This window comes from Jatrophihabitans sp. (genome assembly GCF_035474675.1).
Classification (GTDB): domain Bacteria; phylum Actinomycetota; class Actinomycetes; order Mycobacteriales; family Jatrophihabitantaceae; genus Jatrophihabitans_A.
This window is the reverse complement of record NZ_DATINC010000093.1, coordinates 1-15,876: the sequence shown is the minus strand read 5'-3', so window position 1 is coordinate 15,876 and position 15,876 is coordinate 1. Positions and strand designations below refer to the sequence as shown.

18 protein-coding genes and 2 tRNA genes are annotated in these 15,876 nt (G+C 71.8%); 1 reads left to right on the top strand and 19 read right to left on the bottom strand.

The features are described from left to right. From VLJ82_RS11345 to VLJ82_RS11280, 14 genes are all read right to left on the bottom strand, one after another. Nucleotides 1–533: MlaE family ABC transporter permease (locus VLJ82_RS11345; protein WP_408663459.1), on the bottom strand; the 533-nt coding region annotated here is incomplete at its 3' end. After that, complete coding sequence (locus VLJ82_RS11340) at nt 534–1,310, bottom strand: MlaE family ABC transporter permease (protein ID WP_408663458.1); 777 nt, start codon at nt 1,308–1,310, stop codon at nt 534–536. Next, on the bottom strand, nt 1,307–2,398 hold the full coding sequence (locus VLJ82_RS11335) for an ABC transporter ATP-binding protein (protein WP_408663457.1): 1,092 nt from the start codon (nt 2,396–2,398) through the stop codon (nt 1,307–1,309). Before VLJ82_RS11335 ends, VLJ82_RS11340 begins: the two co-directional genes overlap by 4 nt. 292 nt (nt 2,399–2,690) lie before the next feature. Further along, nucleotides 2,691–3,083: a 50S ribosomal protein L7/L12 gene (rplL, locus tag VLJ82_RS11330; RefSeq protein WP_408663456.1), complete on the bottom strand. Its 393-nt coding sequence runs from the start codon at nt 3,081–3,083 to the stop codon at nt 2,691–2,693. Between the two features lie 46 nt (nt 3,084–3,129). Next, on the bottom strand, nt 3,130–3,792 hold the full coding sequence (rplJ, locus tag VLJ82_RS11325) for a 50S ribosomal protein L10 (protein ID WP_408663455.1): 663 nt from the start codon (nt 3,790–3,792) through the stop codon (nt 3,130–3,132). A gap of 317 nt (nt 3,793–4,109) precedes the next feature. Further along, complete coding sequence (locus VLJ82_RS11320; protein ID WP_408663454.1) at nt 4,110–6,653, bottom strand: CHAT domain-containing protein; 2,544 nt, start codon at nt 6,651–6,653, stop codon at nt 4,110–4,112. 71 nt (nt 6,654–6,724) lie between these two features. Next, nucleotides 6,725–8,368, bottom strand: coding sequence for a S8 family peptidase (locus VLJ82_RS11315; RefSeq protein WP_408663453.1), 1,644 nt, complete (start codon nt 8,366–8,368; stop codon nt 6,725–6,727). A 26-nt stretch (nt 8,369–8,394) separates the two neighbouring features. Continuing rightward, complete coding sequence (locus VLJ82_RS11310; RefSeq protein WP_408663452.1) at nt 8,395–8,904, bottom strand: carboxypeptidase regulatory-like domain-containing protein; 510 nt, start codon at nt 8,902–8,904, stop codon at nt 8,395–8,397. After that, on the bottom strand, nt 8,901–9,404 hold the full coding sequence (locus VLJ82_RS11305; RefSeq protein WP_408663451.1) for an RNA polymerase sigma factor: 504 nt from the start codon (nt 9,402–9,404) through the stop codon (nt 8,901–8,903). The genes VLJ82_RS11310 and VLJ82_RS11305 overlap by 4 nt, the downstream gene beginning before the upstream one ends. Nucleotides 9,405–9,976: 572 nt before the next feature. Further along, complete coding sequence (rplA, locus tag VLJ82_RS11300; protein WP_408663450.1) at nt 9,977–10,696, bottom strand: 50S ribosomal protein L1; 720 nt, start codon at nt 10,694–10,696, stop codon at nt 9,977–9,979. Between the two features lie 112 nt (nt 10,697–10,808). Beyond that, a complete protein-coding gene (gene rplK / locus VLJ82_RS11295; protein ID WP_408663449.1) occupies nt 10,809–11,243 on the bottom strand; it encodes a 50S ribosomal protein L11 in 435 nt (144 codons plus the stop codon). A gap of 51 nt (nt 11,244–11,294) precedes the next feature. After that, nucleotides 11,295–12,182 carry a transcription termination/antitermination protein NusG gene (gene nusG, locus VLJ82_RS11290; RefSeq protein WP_408663448.1) on the bottom strand — a complete coding sequence of 296 codons (888 nt, stop codon included), beginning with the start codon at nt 12,180–12,182 and terminating at the stop codon, nt 11,295–11,297. A 91-nt stretch (nt 12,183–12,273) separates the two neighbouring features. Next, nucleotides 12,274–12,552 carry a preprotein translocase subunit SecE gene (gene secE / locus VLJ82_RS11285; protein ID WP_408663447.1) on the bottom strand — a complete coding sequence of 93 codons (279 nt, stop codon included), beginning with the start codon at nt 12,550–12,552 and terminating at the stop codon, nt 12,274–12,276. 75 nt (nt 12,553–12,627) lie between these two features. Beyond that, a tRNA-Trp gene (locus VLJ82_RS11280) sits at nt 12,628–12,700 on the bottom strand. 253 nt (nt 12,701–12,953) lie between these two features. Here VLJ82_RS11280 and VLJ82_RS11275 point away from each other — a divergent pair. Then, nucleotides 12,954–14,153, top strand: coding sequence for a pyridoxal phosphate-dependent aminotransferase (locus tag VLJ82_RS11275; RefSeq protein ID WP_408663446.1), 1,200 nt, complete (start codon nt 12,954–12,956; stop codon nt 14,151–14,153). Nucleotides 14,154–14,193: 40 nt separating this feature from the next. Here the strand turns inward: VLJ82_RS11275 and VLJ82_RS11270 are convergent, their stop codons facing one another. The 5 genes from VLJ82_RS11270 to VLJ82_RS11250 form a co-directional block, all read right to left on the bottom strand. Continuing rightward, nucleotides 14,194–14,505 carry a GNAT family N-acetyltransferase gene (locus VLJ82_RS11270; RefSeq protein ID WP_408663445.1) on the bottom strand — a complete coding sequence of 104 codons (312 nt, stop codon included), beginning with the start codon at nt 14,503–14,505 and terminating at the stop codon, nt 14,194–14,196. 34 nt (nt 14,506–14,539) lie between these two features. After that, nucleotides 14,540–14,968 carry a MaoC/PaaZ C-terminal domain-containing protein gene (locus VLJ82_RS11265; protein ID WP_408663444.1) on the bottom strand — a complete coding sequence of 143 codons (429 nt, stop codon included), beginning with the start codon at nt 14,966–14,968 and terminating at the stop codon, nt 14,540–14,542. After that, on the bottom strand, nt 14,965–15,432 hold the full coding sequence (locus VLJ82_RS11260; protein ID WP_408663443.1) for an FAS1-like dehydratase domain-containing protein: 468 nt from the start codon (nt 15,430–15,432) through the stop codon (nt 14,965–14,967). The genes VLJ82_RS11265 and VLJ82_RS11260 overlap by 4 nt, the downstream gene beginning before the upstream one ends. 160 nt (nt 15,433–15,592) lie before the next feature. Next, entirely contained in the window at nt 15,593–15,757 is a 165-nt protein-coding gene (gene rpmG, locus VLJ82_RS11255; RefSeq protein ID WP_408663442.1) for a 50S ribosomal protein L33, read from the bottom strand. Between the two features lie 38 nt (nt 15,758–15,795). Further along, nucleotides 15,796–15,869: transfer RNA gene (locus tag VLJ82_RS11250), tRNA-Met, on the bottom strand. Nucleotides 15,870–15,876 lie beyond the last annotated feature (7 nt).

The window sequence follows — 15,876 nt, the reverse complement described above, 5'->3', positions numbered from 1 at the left end:
CACAGCAGGCCGATGACGTAGAGCGGGATCACCGCGATGAAGCCGGCGATCAGCCGGGCGGTCACCAGGAACGGCAGCGACGGAACCGCCATCACCTCGAGGGCATCGATCTCCTCCGAGATCCGCATCGCACCGAGCTGGGCGGTGAACCCGCACCCGACGGTGGCCGACAGCGCCAGCCCGGCAACCAGCGGAGCGATCTCGCGGGTGTTGAAGTAGGCCGAGATGAAACCGGTGAAGGGGCCGGCGCCGAGCTGGTTGAGCGCGGCGTAGCCCTGCAGGCCCACCTCGGTGCCGGTGAAGAAGGACAGGAACGCGATCACGCCCACCGTGCCGCCGATCACCGCCAGCGCGCCGGTGCCGAAGGTGACCTCGGCCAGCAGCCGCAGCACCTCTTTCTTGTAGCGGCGGATGGTGCGGGGCGTCCAGGCCAGCGCCTTGACGTAGAACAGCAGCTGCTCGCCCAGGCTGTCCAGCGCGCCGACCGGCCGGCCGAGCGCGCGCCGGGCCGAGGCCAGCATGGGGCTAGCCATCTAAGACCCCTTCGGCGGCACGACCTGGAAGTACACCGCCGTCATCACGAAGTTGACGAAGAACAGCATCAGGAAGGTGATCACCACCGACTGGTTCACCGCGTCCCCGACGCCCTTGGGCCCGCCGCCGGCGTTGAGGCCCTTGTAGGAGGCGACCACGGCGGCAATCAGCCCGAACACCACCGCCTTCAGCTCGCCGGCGTACAGGTCCGGCAGCTGGGCGAGGGCGGAGAAGCTGGCCAGGTACGCGCCGGGCGTGCCGTTCTGCAGCACCACGTTGAAGAAGTAGCCGCCGGCCACACCGACCACGCTGACCAGGCCATTGAGCGCGGCGGCCACCAGCATGCAGGCCAGCACCCGGGGCACCACCAGCCGCTGCACCGGGGAGATGCCGAGCACCTCCATCGCATCGATCTCGTCGCGGATCTTGCGGCTGCCCAGGTCCGCGCAGATCGCCGAGCCGCCGGCGCCGGCGATCAGCAGCGCGCACACGATGGGGCTGGCCTCCCGGATGACGGCCAGCACCGAGGCCGCCCCGGTGAAGGACTGGGCGCCGAGCTGGCGGGTCAGGGTGCCCAGCTGCAGGGCGATGACGGCGCCGAACGGAATGGCCACCAGCGCGGTCGGCAGGATCGTCACGCTGGCGATGAACCACGCCTGCTGGACGAACTCCCGGCCCTGGAACGGCCGTCGGACCGACAGCCGCGCCACGTCCAGGAACAGCGCGAAGAGCCGGCCGGCGTGGGCGATCCCGGCCGCCGGCGACAGCGAGCTCATTCGGCCACCGTCTGGTAGTCCGGCGAGCCGTGCTGCGACGTCGGCTGCTCGGGCGATGGGGGTTCGGGCGGTCCGTACTCTCCCAGCCGCGCCCGGTGCTCGGCGTCCAGGGCGTCCCGGACCGCCTGCTGTGCCTTGGCGGGCAGGCTGGGCAGCAACTGCAGCACCCGGTCCTGGCGCCGGCCGGCCGCCTTGCGCTCTCCCAGCCCCGGGGACGGCAACAGCTGCGGCGGCACCCCGGTGCCGGTGGCGCCCTTCGGGCCGGTTCCCGGCACCGGGGAACTGCCGTCCAGGGCGGCGAGCTCGGCGGCGACTTGGTCGGCGTCCTTCTCCTCGGACATGCCGATCGGGCCCTCCCGCCGGCCGTTGAGGAACTGCTCGACCACGGCCTCGTCGGAGGTGAGCAGCACCTCGCGGGGGCCGAACATCACCAGTTCCCGGCGGAACAGCAGCCCCAGGTTGTCCGGCACCGTGCGGGCGGTGCCGATGTCGTGGGTGACGATCAGGAACGTCGAGTCGGTCTGGGCGTTCAGGTCGACGATCAGCTGGTTGAGGTAGGCCACCCGGACCGGGTCCAGGCCGGAGTCCGGCTCGTCGAACAGGATGATCTCGGGGTTGAGCACCAGCGCCCGGGCCAGCCCGGCCCGCTTGCGCATGCCGCCGGAGATCTCGCCGGGCAGCTTCTTCTCGGTGCCGGTCAGCCCGACCATCTCCAGCTTCTCCGAGACGATCTGCTTGATCTCGGACTCGCCCTTGCGGGTGTGCTCGCGCAGCGGGAAGGCGATGTTGTCGAACAGGTTCATCGAGCCGAACAGCGCGCCGTCCTGGAACAGCACGCCGAAGAGCTTGCGGGTCTCGTAGAGCTGGTGCTCGCTGCACCGGGCCAGGTCCACGTCGGAGATGAAGATCGAGCCGCGGTCGGGCTTGAGCAGGCCCACCAGGGTCTTGAGGAAGACCGACTTGCCGGTGCCGGACGGGCCGAGCAGCACGCTGATCTCCCCCGGCGGCAGGGTGAGCGTCACGTCCCGCCAGATGACCTGCTTGCCGAACGACTTGGTCAGGCCCTGGACGGCAACCTCGACTCCCACCCCGGCTCCTTTCGGCGTTCGCGGACCCTTTCCGAGAAGAAGGCGCGCTGGTTGGCAGCGGTGCGGCATCTGCGCTTACAACGAGCCAGCCGGCCTTCGGTTACCGGCCGGGCAGCTGGCGCCAGACAATCCTGGCAAAGGGTGGGGGCACTCGCCGGGACCGCCACGCTGGCGTTGTCACCTGTTGCCGCGGTGCTCCGGTGCGGTGCGGATGCCCGCGCGGCCGGCCGGAGAAACGCTCAGGGGCGGCCCGCGCGAACGCGGACCGCCCCTGAGGCGGGTACTGCGGGAACTACTTGACGGTCACCGTGGCGCCGGCGCCCTCGAGGGCCGCCTTGGCCTTGTCGGCGGCCTCTTTGTTGACCTTCTCCAGGACCGGCTTCGGGGCGCCGTCCACCAAGTCCTTGGCCTCCTTCAGGCCGAGGCTGGTGAGGGTGCGCACCTCCTTGATGACCTGGATCTTCTTGTCGCCGGCAGCTTCGAGGATGACGTCGAACTCGTCCTGCTCCTCGGCGGCCTCGGCCGGGGCGGCACCGCCCGGACCGGCCGGGGCGGCGGCGACCGCGACCGGAGCGGCGGCGGTGACGTCGAAGGTCTCCTCGAACTGCTTCACGAATGCCGAGAGCTCCAGGAGGGTGAGCTCCTTGAACGCGTCGATGAGCTCGTCAGTGCTGAGCTTCGCCATGATGGCGTCCTTTCTGTCTCGCCGGGAAAGCCGGCAGATGGGTTGGTTACTGCTCCGCCGGCTCGGCGGAAGTGTCGGTTGCCCCGGTCGAAGCCTCATCGGCCTCGGTCGTGGCGGTGTCAGCGGCAGCGTCGGTTGCCGCGTCGGTGTCGGCTGCGTCGGTTGCCGCAGCGGTGTCGGTTGCCGTGGCGGCGTCGGCCGGAGTCTTGTCCTCCAGCGCCTTGGCCAGCCGGGCGACCTGGGACAGCGGTGCCTGGAACAGGCCCGCGGCCCGGGTCGGCAGCGCCTTGAGGACGCCGGCGATCTTGGCCAGCAGCACCTCGCGGGACTCCAGGTCGGCGATCTGGTTGACCTCGGCCGCGCTGAGCGTCTTGCCGTCGAGCACGCCGCCCTTGATCACCAGCAGCGGGTGCGCCTTGGCGAAGTCACGCAGGCCCTTGGCGGCCGTGACCGGGTCGCCCTTGACGAACGCTATGGCGGTGGGCCCGACCAGCAGGCTGTCGTCGATGCTGACGCCGGCCTCGGCCGCGGCCCGCCGGGTCAGGGTGTTCTTCACCACCGCGTAGGTGGCGTCGGCGCCGAGCGCCTGGCGGAGCTCGGTGACCTGCTTGACGGTGAGCCCGCGGTACTCGGTGATCACCGTGGCCGACGACTCGGTGAAGCGCTCGACGATCTCGGCGACCGCGCCCACCTTTTCCTTGTTCGGCATGTCCCTCCTCTCTTGCACGTCTGCGCCAGCGTGCCTGAGCGGCAGGCAGCCGAGCAGTCGCGGAGAACGAGAAACGCCCCGGCGCAGGGCGCACGGGGCGGACAGAAGTCGCACTACCGGGCCATCCTGCGCGGGCCGCTCCGGCGCTCCGGAGCTGTTCGGTCGCATGTGCGCACGCGACAACCAGCGGTCTTCGGGTGGTTCGGTAGTCGATGCTACGGACAAACGGACGGACGTCCAAATCCGCCGGGGCCGGTCCCCGCCAGGGTCACCGGCCCGGTCCGTTCACCGGCCCGTCCGGGACAGCGGCCCTTCGGTCACCAGGTGGCGCCGAAGCAGACGAACGGCGCGGGCGTGCCGGAGCCGGCGCAGGCGTCGGCCAGCGCGGCGGCCGAGTCCAGCCCGCCGGCCAGCGCCGCGTGGTAGCGAGTCATCACCTCGGCGGCCACGTCATCGGGCACCCGGGCCACCCCGGAGATCACCGACCGGCTGCCCAGCCGCAGCAGCACGCTGGTCAGCCCCAGGGCCTCGTCGCCGGCCCGGATGGTGGCCTGGCCGAGCTCGCAGGCCGACAGCACCACGTGCTCGGCCGCCCTGCTGGTGTGGTCGAGCTCGTAGGCGAACAGCGGGCCGTCCACCAGCCGGATCAGGGAGAACAGCGGGTTCTCGGCATGGTGCTGGCCGTGCGCGGCGACGTGCACCACGGTGGCGGCCGACAGTGCCGACACCAGCGCCTCCCGGCCGCCCTGCTCGCCGGTCAGCACCCGGGCCCCGGGCCACACCGCACCGACGGCGCGTACCTCGTCCGGCGCGTGGGTCAGGTCCGGCCCGGCCAGCGCCACCACCGGCCCGCCACCCCGGCCGGGAGCGCGGGTGGCGGCCGCCAGCCACGCGGTGGCCGACGGCGCCACCACCACCGGGCGGCCGCGCAGCGGGGGCAGGTTCGTCCACGGCAGCGCGGCCAGCATGCCGGTCGGCACGATCACCAGCCGGTCCTCGGGCAGTCGCAGCGGGTCCAGCAGCTGGCCGGCCAGGGTGGCCAGCGACCGGTTCAGCGTCGCGCAGACCGAGGTGAGCAGCGCCGCCGGCAGCCGGCGGTGGGCCAGCACGTCGAGGTCGGCACGGACCCGGCGAACCGTCTCCGACACCGCCGCGCTGCTGCCCAGCGGCACGATCTCGGACCGGCCGCCGGCCAGCAGCACGGCATGCAGCCGGCCGCCGACGTCGAAGTAGCAGGCCAGCGCCGTCTCGGTCCGGCCCAGCTCCGCCTCGATCTGGCCCAGCGACGCCGGCCGGGGCGCGCTGCCCACCCCCGCCGCCTGCCAGGCCCGGGCCCGCAGTCGCCGCTGCAGGTCGGCCACCCGGCGCCGCTGCGCGCCGGCCTGCTCGGCCGCGGCGGCGTCGGACCGGATCGAGCGCAGCGCCTCGACGGTGCGCCGCAGCTCGGCCAGCAGCTCGGCGACCACCGGGTCCGACGGCGCGCTGATCCGCGGCAGCCGGCTGGAAGTGGCGCGGCCCCGCTCGATGGCGGCCAGCACCCCCGCCGGCTTGCCGTCGGCCAGCGCCATCGACAGGTCCAGCTCGGCCAGCTGCCGGCCGTGCACGGCGCTCGCGGTCTGCAGGTCGATGCTGCCGAACTGGGCCTGGTGCCGGGCCAGCTCGGCCAGCCCGGTGCGCGCCTCGCGGCGGGCGGTGCCGGCATCGCCGGCCGCGATCGACAGCCGGGCCCGCACCAGCCGGGTGTGCAGGCGGGCCGAGACCGGGTCCGCGGGCCGGACCGGGCCGGCCTCGCCGGCCACCTCGCGGGCCTGCTCGGTGCGTCCGGCCCGCAGCAGCGCCTCGGCGGCGATCAGCTGGCTGGTCCGGGCCTGGGTGTCCAGGCCGGCGGCGCGGAACTCGGCGGCCAGCCGCAGCGCGGGCCCGGCCAGCCGACCGCCGGGCCGGCCGGCCGCAAGGTCGGCGTGCAGCAGCACCAGCTCCGCGTCACGGCGCCACCGGTCGTTGGCGCGCCGGCGGAACCGGTCGCGGGCGGTGGCGGCCAGCCGGCGGGCTGCCGCGATCTCGCCGTCCAGCAGGGCGCACTCGGCCCGGGCCAGCTCCACCTCGGCCAGTTCCTTGTGCAACCGGTCGGCGCGGAACAGCGCCGCCGCCTCGATCAGCGAGTCGTCGGACTCCCGGTGCAGGCCGGCCTCCAGCAGCACCCGGGCCCGGTCCAGCAGCGCCACCGCCAGCGACACCTGGGCGTCGATGGCCTGCACGTCGTCCATGATCTTCAGCGCCAGCGCCAGGTTGCCGGCCAGGAACTCCAGGTAACCCAGGTTGTGCCGGGCCTTGAACTCCTCCACCCGCAGGCCGTGCTCGGCTGCCAGGTCGGCCGAGCGGATCAGGTCCTGCCGGGCCGCACCCAGCTGGCCGCGGTAGAGCTGCAGGCTGCCGCGGTTGATCAGGATGTTGCAGGCGTGCGCGGGCTCGGCATACTCGATCAGCTCCACCGCCGCGTCCAGGTGTGCCAGCCCCGCGGCGAAGTGCCCGGCGCGGACCTGGATGTAGCCATACTGCAGATGCAGCAGCGCGCGCAGGCCGGGGTTGCCGGTCAGTTCCACCAGCCGCTCGGCTTCGGCGAGGTCGGCCAGGCCGCAGTCGGCGCCGATCACCTCGGACTCGCTCATCGCCAGGCTGATCCAGATCCGGGCGGCCACCAGCCGGGCCTGCTCGTCGGCGGGCCGGGCCAGCTCGGGCAGCGACAGGGCCCGCCGGAACAGCCGAACGGCACGCAGCGGATGGCCGGCGTTGTTGTGCTCGACGCCGAGTGCGTGCAGCCGTCCTGCTTCGGCCAGTTCCCCGCTGCCGATGCGGCTCATTCCGCGACCCTACCGAGTCGCGGCGGTGGCTACACCGAAGTTCGGCAGTCAGGCTGCAGACGTCGGCAGGGTCAGGACGCGGACATCGGCGGCTCGCCGTCCGGCGCCGGCCGGCGGATATCGGTCAGCTGCTCCAGGGCCTGCCAGCCGCGGTCGAGCATGCCGGCCGGGTCGCAGGCGTCCAGCTTGCCGGTCTGCCAGAGCAGCTCGGCCACCTCGGCGGCCAGGATCGGGGCGGCGAACGAGGTACCGCTCCAGGTGGCGAAGCCGCCGTGGAAGTTGTCGGGGTCGATGGTGGAGCGCAGCCCGTCACCGGTGACGCGCACCGAGGCGATCGGCTGCAACGAGCCGTTGAAGGTGGTCGGCATGGTGCTGACCAGTGCCGCGCCCTGCCGGTGGCAGCACACCCAGTCACCGGCGTTGCTGAACAGCGCCACCGAGCGCAGGTCGGGGTTGAGCGCGCCGACGCTGACCACCGGCAGCAGGTTGTGCTGCACCGGGTTCCACTTCCCGCCGGCGTGCGGCGCGAAGCCGGCCGGGTAGAAGTGCCGGGCGGTGGCGTCGTTGCCGGCCGCGGCCACCACCGCGACGCCGCGCTCGCCGAGCGCGCGCAACGACTCGATCAGCAGCTGGTCGTAGGCGAAGTCGGCGGGCAGCTCGTGGTAGTACCCCAGCGACAGCGACACCACGTCGACCAGCCACTCCGGCTTGTCCAGCGCCTGGGCCAGCGCCTGGCGCAGCAGCAACCGGTTCAACGCCTCCAGCAGATCGCCCTCGGGGACCGCGCCGTCGCCGTACATCACCCGGATCGCCAGGATGTCGGCGTCCGGGCAGATCTGGCGGATCAGGCCGGCGATGAAGGTGCCGTGCCCGGCGTCGGAGTCGAGGGTGCCCTCCAGCGGGTTGTTTAGCCGCCCGCTGACCTCCGGGTCGGTCGCCGGGTCGGTCTGCCCGATCGGCAGGCTGGCCACCTTCGGATGGCGCTGGACGATCGAGGCGGGCAGCCACGGATGCCTGCCGACCCCGGTGTCGAGCACCGCCACCACCGGCCGGCGGCAGGGCTTGTCCGCCTCGGCCACCCGGGGAGGCGGCGCGCCCAGCCAGGTCACCGGCGTCCGGCCGCCGTGTCCCGGCATGCCGTACTGCGAGCTGATCCCGACGCTGCCGCCGCCCATGTAGGGCACCCCGTCCACGCCGCCGCCGCCCATGTAGGGGACGCCGGAGATGCCGGCCGAGGCGTGCAGGCCATTGGTGGCAGTGAGCAGGTGATCCAGGCTGACCTGGTTGGCGGCGGGGCTGGACGGGCCGACGATGGCGCGGTAGCTCTGCAGCACGTGCCAGGCGTCCGGGGGTGCCGCCGGCTTGTCGGTTGCCGGTTCCAGCCGCACCCGGGTGGCCAACACCCGCAGCGCGAGCTCTTCCAGGCCGGCCTGCCGGGCCAGCTCCAGCAGGTTGGCATCGGCGGGGTCGAAGGCCAGCAGCAGGTTGGACTCCGAGGCGGCCTGGTTGAGGGCGGGCAGCACCTCGTCGTCGAGCTTGACCGACCGGACCAGCAACCGGGCGCCCAGGTAGACGGTGGGACGGACCGGCGGCTGGCTCGGCAGCCGGACCGCGCTGGCCGGGTCGAGCACCCGCCCGCCGTGCTTGTTCAGCACCTCGGCGGGCGGGTTCAGGCTGGGCTCGCGCCGCCGGCGTGGCGGCGGTGCGGAACCCATGTCTTCCGGGGGCTGGGGCCGGCTCATCAGACTTCGACGGCCGGCGTCATCACCGGCGGGTGCTGACCGGGGGCGGCCGGGCTCACCACGAAGCGGACCAGGCCGTGCGCGACGTCCTCGAAGACGAACCGGCCGTCGGCGTCAGCCGATACTTCGCGGCACAGGGGGCCCTGGTGCAGTTCCACGCTGGCCTCGGCCGCCGGGGCGATCCAGCCGTCGATCCGGATCCGATCGGGGCCGTCCGGGCTGATCGCGATCATGGTGGTCAGGCTGTCGCTGGCGAAGGTGAGCGTCTTGACCACGCTGGCCTGCTCGCCCCGGTAGGCCAGCGCCGCCTCGGGCAGTTGCTGCAGCTCGGCCAGCTCGGCATTGAGCGCGTCGAGGGTGATGCTGAACTGCAACCGGTCCACCAGGTCCAGCGGAACCGGGTCGATGCGGTCGTAGAAGTCGGCGATCATGCTCAGCACGGTCGCGTCCGAGGCGTCGAGCGGCGCCTCGGCCAGCCGCTGCTCGGCGGGCATCTCGGAGGTGTTCATCGCAGCTCCCAACGAGCATCGGCGGATAGTGAGGCGCGCAGCTTGGCAAGGCATCGGCCGCGGGTCGGGCCGATGCTTCCGATGGGCATGCCGAGCGAGCGGGCGAGTTCGGGGTAGTCGGGTCGGTCGGCGAAGGCGATCACGCGCAGCAGCGTCCGGCAGCGCTCGGGCAGTGTCGCGATGTGCGACCAGAGCAGCTTGTCCGAGGCGTCGCGCAGCACGACGCTCTCCGGCAGCTCCGCCTCCGGGGTCTGGACGGCGTCCTCGGCGATCTCGTACGGCGTCTGGCGCGACTCGGTGCGCATCACCCGCCAGGCCTCCCGGCGGGCGGAGACGATCAGCCACTGCAGCACCGCCCGCGGGTCGGAGATCGACCCGGCGCTGCGCACCAGCGCCAGCCAGGTGGTCTGCAGCACGTCCTCGGTGGACTGCTTGTCCAGCCGCTGGGCGCGGACGGTGTGCCACAGGATCGGGGTCAGCATCGCCACCAACTCACCCATGGCCTCGGGCTGGCCGTCGCGGTAGCGGCGAAACACCTCGCCCGCGCGGCTGGCCAACGTTGACTGTTCAGCTTCGGCATTGATCATCGTCGCCACATCCGTTGTCCGCACACCCTCCGACCGCCGTGTTCGCTGCCGAGCACGTCCGGTAGGGCAGAGCCTAGGACGTTTTCCTTACATGACAAGGAGAGTGCGCCTGGCTCGCTGATACATGAGACAGATGTCGGCTACGTACGTTAGGTCCGTACACTGCTCAGCCAATACTTAGGTAGTCACCAGGTATCAGCGGCGCGACAACCGTCTCTGTAGCTGGTGAGGACCATCCGGCGGACGGCCGGCCCGGGTGTAGCACCCATCCGGGCCGGTCCCCGGCATCGTCCTCCACGCCACGGCCGTGGACCAGCAGCGGGGGATCTGGTCCGCGGCCGGGCTCTTTCCCCGCCTCGCGGGGTACCGCCAGCCTCGCGGGGTCCCGCCCGTCGAGCACGGCAGAGGGGCGGGCCACCGGCGCCCGCCCCTCTGTCCGATGTTCGGTTGTCCGCCGGCCCTGCTCTCGCGCGGCGGTTCGTGCCTCAGGCCTGCGCGGTCTCCTCGAGCAGGTTGCGGGTCCGCAGCGGGTCCACCTGGATGCCCGGGCCCATGGTGGTGGAGAACACCACCTTCTTCAGGTACTTGCCCTTGGCCGCGGCGGGCTTGGCCCGCAGCACCTCGTCCAGGGCTGCGCCGTAGTTCTCCACTAGCTTCTCCGCCGGGAACGACGCCTTGCCGATCACCAGGTGCAGGTTGGACTGCTTGTCCACCCGGAAGGTGATCTTGCCGCCCTTGATGTCGGTGACCGCCTTGGCCACGTCCGGGGTGACGGTGCCGGTCTTCGGGTTGGGCATCAGGCCACGCGGGCCGAGGATCCGGGCGATCCGGCCGACCTTGGCCATCTGGTCCGGGGTGGCGATCGCGGCGTCGAAGTCGAGGAAGCCGTCGGAGATCGCGGCGATCAGGTCGTCGCTGCCCACCCGGTCGGCGCCGGCGGCCTCAGCCGCGGCGGCCTGCTCGCCGGTGGCGAACACGATGACCCGGGCGGTCTTGCCGGTGCCGTGCGGCAGGCTGACGGTGCCGCGCACCATCTGGTCGGCCTTGCGGGGGTCGACGCCCAGCCGCATCGCGACCTCGACGGTGGCGTCGAACTTGACGGGCGAACTGGCGATGGCGGCCTTGGCGGCCTCCAACGGGCTGTAGACCTTGCTGGAATCGACCAGCTTGGCCGCTTCGGTGTAGGCCTTGCTGCGCTTTGCCATATCGGTACTCCTTGTACTCGCGTGGTCTGACGGGCGCCGGCGGTCGGCGACCTCCCACTCGGGACTGCTGTCCTGCGGGCAGCCGGCGCACGGCTGCCAGGTCGTGCAACGACTAGTCGGCGACGGTGATTCCCATCGACCGGGCGGTGCCGGCGATGATCTTCGAGGCCTGGTCCAGGTCGTTGGCGTTGAGGTCTTCCATCTTGGTCTGGGCGATCTCGCGGATCTGGGCCATGCTCACCTTGGCGACCTTGGTCTTGTGCGGCTCGCCGGAACCCTTCTCCACGCCGGCGGCCTGCAGCAGCAGCCGGGCGGCCGGCGGGGTCTTGGTGACGAAGGTGAACGACCGGTCCTCGTAGACCGAGATCTCGACCGGCACGACCTGGCCGCGCTGCGCCTCGGTGGCGGCGTTGTAGGCCTTGCAGAACTCCATGATGTTCACGCCGTGCTGGCCGAGCGCCGGACCCACCGGCGGTGCCGGGTTGGCCTGGCCCGCCTTGATCTGCAGCTTGATGACCGCGGTGAGCTTCTTCTTCTTGGGGGGCATGTCGTCTCTTCTTCTGGTAGGTCGGTCGTGTCGGGAAGGTCGGTACGGGCGCTAGATCTTGGAGACCTGGCTGAAGGAGAGCTCCACCGGGGTCTCGCGGCCGAAGATCGAGACCAGCACCTTGAGCTTGGCGTGCAGCGCGTCGATCTCGGAGATGGTGGCCGGCAGGGTGGCGAAGGGGCCGTCCATCACCGTCACCGACTCACCGATCTCGAAGTCCACCACCTCGGTCGGAGCGCTGCCCGAGGTCTCGGCACCGCCGGCCGCGCCGGACTTGCCGGCCGCGCCGGACTTCTGCACGGTCGGGGCCAGGATCTTGAGGACCTCGTCCATCGACAGCGGCGAGGGCTTGGAGGTGGCGCCGACGAAGCCGGTCACGCCCGGCGTGTTGCGCACCGCGCCCCACGAGTCGTCGGTCAGCTCCATCCGGACCAGGATGTAGCCCGGGAACACCTTGCGGTTGACCTGCTGGCGCTTGCCGTTCTTGATCTCGACGACTTCCTCGGTGGGTACCTCCACCTGGAAGATGTAGTCCTCCATGTCGAGGGAGGAGATCCGGCTCTCCAGGTTGGTCTTCACCTTGTTCTCGTAGCCGGCGTAGGAGTGCACCACGAACCAGTCGCCCGGCGCCCGGCGCAGCTCCGCCCGCAGCTCCTCGACCGGGTCGAGGGCGGCCGGCTCGGCGTCGGCGTCGGCCTGCTCGGGCTCGGCCGGCGCCGGGTCGGGCTCGCTGCCGAGCTCGGCCGCGGCCCGGGCCCAGGCCTGGTCCGCGCTCTCCTCGGCCGCCTCGTTGTACTTCTCCTCGGCGCTGATCCCGTAGACCTCGTCCTCGACGTCGAGGACGGGCAGGGCGACCCCGGCATCCGCAGCGGCGTTGCGCTCGTCGGCGGTGCTGCCGTTGGCCGCCGCGTCCACGGCGTTGCTGTCGAACTCGGTCACTTCTCTCTCTTCCTTGCTATCGCGTCGTGCGGATCGGTACCGGGCACGACCAGTCTGTCCCCAGACGGCCGGCCGGCGCGCGGTGGGCCGGCTAGCCGAAGATCGCCAGGACCGCCTTGGCCAGCCCCAGGTCGAGCAGCGCCACCACCGTCACCATGATCACCAGGAAGATCATCACCACGATGGTGTAGGTGATCATCTCCCGGCGGGAGGGCCAGAGCACCTTGCGCATCTCGGACACGGTCTCCCGGGTCCGGCGCTGCAAGGCCCTGATCAGAGCCGGCAACCACGCCCACAGCACGCTCAGCCCGCGGCCGGAACCCGGGTCCGGGCGCGACGACGGGGCAGGTGCGGCCTGTGTCTCAGTCACCGTTTCTCCTCTCGGGCGCCGTGTCGGTTCCCCGGTGGGTGGTTCCCGGGACAAACGCGCACGGCGCTGATGGCGCAGGGGCGACAGGACTCGAACCTGCAACCGCCGGTTTTGGAGACCGGTGCTCTACCAATTGAGCCACGCCCCTCTGGCAAACACCCAGGCCGACCAGCCCAACCGCTCTGCCAAAGCGAATCCACCCCGTGCCCGCGCGTACCGCTGCCCGACCGCCGAAGCTACCGGATGCGCGCACGCTTGCGCACGGCCCGATGTGGACCCGGAGAGTCAGTGTAAGGGACCGGCCGTGCTGCGGCCAAAAGCCGCCTTGCGCCCACTGCCCACAGCTCGGCGGCCGGGCGGCTCCGGTCGGCCGGGCCGGCGAGATCTGGGACGATGGCGGTATGGGTACTCGCATCTCAGACCGCATTTCGGCCATCGCCGAGTCTGCCACCCTGGCCGTCGACGCCAAGGCCAAGGCGTTGCAGGCCGCCGGCCGCCCGGTGATCGGCTTCGGCGCCGGGGAGCCGGACTTCCCCACCCCGGACTACATCGTGCAGGCGGCCGTGGCGGCGGCCCGGCAGCCGCGCTACCACCGCTACACCCCGGTGGCGGGACTGCCGGAACTGCGGGCGGCGGTCGCGGCCAAGACTGTGCGCGACTCGGGCTACCCGGTGGAGGCGTCCGGAGTGCTGATCACCAACGGCGGCAAGCAGGCCGTCTACAACGCCTTCGCCACCCTGCTGGACCCAGGCGACGAGGTGCTGCTGGTCGCGCCGTACTGGACGACCTACCCGGAGGCCATCCGGCTGGCCGGCGGGGTGCCGGTCCCGGTGCTGACCGACGAGACCACCGGCTACCTGGCAACCGTCGAGCAGCTGGACGCGGCCCGCACCGAGCGCACCAAGGTGCTGCTGTTCGTCTCGCCCTCCAACCCCTCCGGCGCGGTCTACCCGCCCGAGCAGGTGGAGGCGATCGGCAGCTGGGCGGCCGAGCAGGGCCTGTGGGTGGTGACCGACGAGATCTACGAGCACCTGGTCTACGGCGAGCACCGGCACGTCTCGATCGCCACCGCCGCTCCGGCGCTGGGCGACCGGGTGGTGGTGCTCAACGGGGTGGCCAAGACCTATGCGATGACCGGCTGGCGGGTCGGCTGGCTGATCGGCGCGCCGGACGTGGTCAGGGCGGCGACCAACCTGCAGTCGCACGCCACCTCCAACGTCTCCAACGTCGCCCAGGCGGCAGCGCTGGCCGCGGTCAGCGGCGACCTGTCCGCGGTGGCCGACATGCGCACCGCCTTCGACCGCCGCCGGCGCACCATCGTGGAGATGCTCTCGGCCATCGACGGGGTCGTCTGCCCGTCCCCCGGCGGCGCCTTCTACGCCTACCCCCAGGTCAAGGGGCTGCTCGGCCGGTCGCTGCGGGGCCGGACGGCGGCCAGCTCCGCGGAGCTGGCCGGCCTGATCCTGGACGAGGCGGAGGTGGCCGTGGTGCCGGGCGAGGCGTTCGGCACGCCGGGCTACCTGCGGCTGTCCTACGCCCTCGGCGATGCAGACCTCGCCGAGGGCATCGGCCGGATCCAGAAACTGGTCGCCGACAGCTGAGCCGAGGGCGGCCGGCCTGGTCGTTCGAGGGCCGGACCGGCTAAGGCTGAGCCACCAGGTCGGCGTATTCCGGGTTCTTGCGGATGAAGGCGGCGACGAACGGGCAGGACGGCCGCACTCGCAGGCCCTGCGCCCGGATGTCGTCCAGGCAGTAGCGCACCAGCTGGCTGGCCAGGCCCCGGCCGCCGTACTGCGGCAGGGTCTCGGTGTGCGGGATCACCACTACGTCGCCGCGCCGGAAGTAGTCGGCCAGGCCCACCCGGCGCCCGTCCAGGAAGATCTCGTAGCGACCGGCGGCCTCGTCCTTGCCGATCGTGACCTCCTCGCCGGCAGATCCGTCGGCGGCGGTCATGCGCTGCCCCGGCGCGCGCCGCGGTCCGCCGTCATCAGGACGCCAGCCTTACCCGGACCCGCGCCTTGGTGAGCACCGTGGCGTGGCCGGGCACCGAGGCGGTCAGCTGGATCTCGGCGGTCTGGTCGGAGGGATCCACCGCCCGTACCACCCCGCTCACCTCCAGCGGAGTGGGTTCGTCCGCGGCGATCACCACCGGCTTGCTGAACCGGACCTTGTAGTCCAGCACGGCGCCGGGGTCGCCCACCCAGTCGGTGACCACCCGGACGGCGACCGCCATGGTGAGCATGCCGTGCGCGATGATGTCGGGCAGGCCCACCGCCTTGGCGGTGCGTTCGTCCCAGTGGATCGGGTTGAAGTCACCGGACGCGCCGGCGTAGCGGACCAGGTCGGCCCGCTCCAGCGGGAAGGTCTGCGACGGCAGCGCCGTGCCGACCGACACGTCGGCGAAGCGGACGGTCATGCCTGGCTCGCCTCCCCGGTCGCCGTGCCCCGGGCCACCAGCGTGGAGAACGCGGTGACCACCAGCTCGCCGTCCACCGTGGTGACGTCGCCCCGGGTGCTGATCAGGTCGTTGCCGGCCGCCATCCGGATCGACTCCACCCGCACCGTCACCTGCAGGACGTCGCCGGCCTGCACCGGACGCTGGTAGCTGAACTGCTGCTCGCCGTGCACCACCTTGGAGTAGTCCAGCCCCAGTTCGGGGTCGCGGATCACCTGGTGGGCCGCCGGGGTGGACAGCACGATCGGGAAGGTCGGCGGCGCGATCACGTCGGAGTACCCCAGGGCCTTGGCGGCCGCCGGGTCGCGGTAGGCCGGGTTCCGGTCGCCGATCGCGTCGGCGAACTCGCGGATCTTCTCGCGGCCGACCTCGTAGGGTGCGGTGGGCGGGTACACCCGGCCGACGTATGACTCATCCAGCGGCATAACGGCACGCTATCTCACCGCTGCCGGAGCCCACACCGCTGCGGGTGCCGGGCCCCGCGAGCAAACCGGAAACCGGGCGGGAGAAACGCCACTGGCGCCTCTGAAGGAGGCGCCAGGTCGGGGCGTGCAGTTGTGCGGCGGCCCGGGCCGCCGGCGGGCGCTAGCGGGTCTCGCGGTGCGCGGTGTGCCGGCCGCAGTTCGGGCAGAACTTCTTCAGCTCCACTCGGTCCGGGTCGTTGCGCCGGTTCTTCTTGGTGATGTAGTTGCGGTGCTTGCACTCCTGGCATGCCAAGGTGATCTTCGGACGGACGTCGGTGGCTGCCACTTCTCGTGCCTTTCGTAGAGGTCATGCGATCTGTTCGGTAGCGAGGGCCGGACTTGAACCGGCGACACAGCGATTATGAGCCGCTTGCTCTACCAGGCTGAGCTACCCCGCCTTGTTCG